At 76.0% G+C, this 438-nt stretch carries 1 protein-coding gene; it reads left to right on the forward strand.

Annotation, left to right across the window (positions count from 1 at the left end; genetic code table 11):
- On the forward strand, positions 1-271 hold a 271-nt coding region (locus tag DBR36_RS18600; RefSeq protein ID WP_258222894.1), incomplete at its 5' end, for a class I SAM-dependent methyltransferase.
- Between the last annotated feature and the right edge of the window lie 167 nt (positions 272-438).

A 438-nucleotide genomic window follows, 5' to 3' on the forward strand; every position in this document is an offset into this window, starting at 1 on the left:
GGTGCGCGACGACGTGCTCTCGTCCGTTCCGGATGCCGCCGCCACCTTCATCGCGCTGAATCCGCCGTTCCACACGGGGGCCGCGGTCACCGACCACCTGGCCCCGCGCATGTTCGCCGACGTCGCCCGCGCGCTGGCGCCGGGCGGCGAGCTGTGGACCGTGTGGAACTCCGCCCTGCGGTACCGCCCCGCGCTGGAGCGGCTGGTGGGCCCCACGCGCCAGGTCGCGCGGGACCGCAAGTTCACCGTCACGGTCTCGACCCGGCGCTGAGGCGCGCCGGCCGGGACCCGGCGCTGAGGCGCCTCGGCAGGGGGTTCCGGGCGCGCGCATCGACGCCCCGCGCAAGACCCGCCTCGCGCCCCGTGGATCGGCGTATCGTCGCTGTCGTCGACGAGGAGGTCCGCATGCCGAAGCGCACGGTCGCGGCGGTGCTGAGC

It is taken from the genome of Microbacterium sp. HMWF026, from assembly GCF_003061325.1.
Classification (GTDB): Bacteria; Actinomycetota; Actinomycetes; order Actinomycetales; family Microbacteriaceae; genus Microbacterium; species Microbacterium testaceum_E.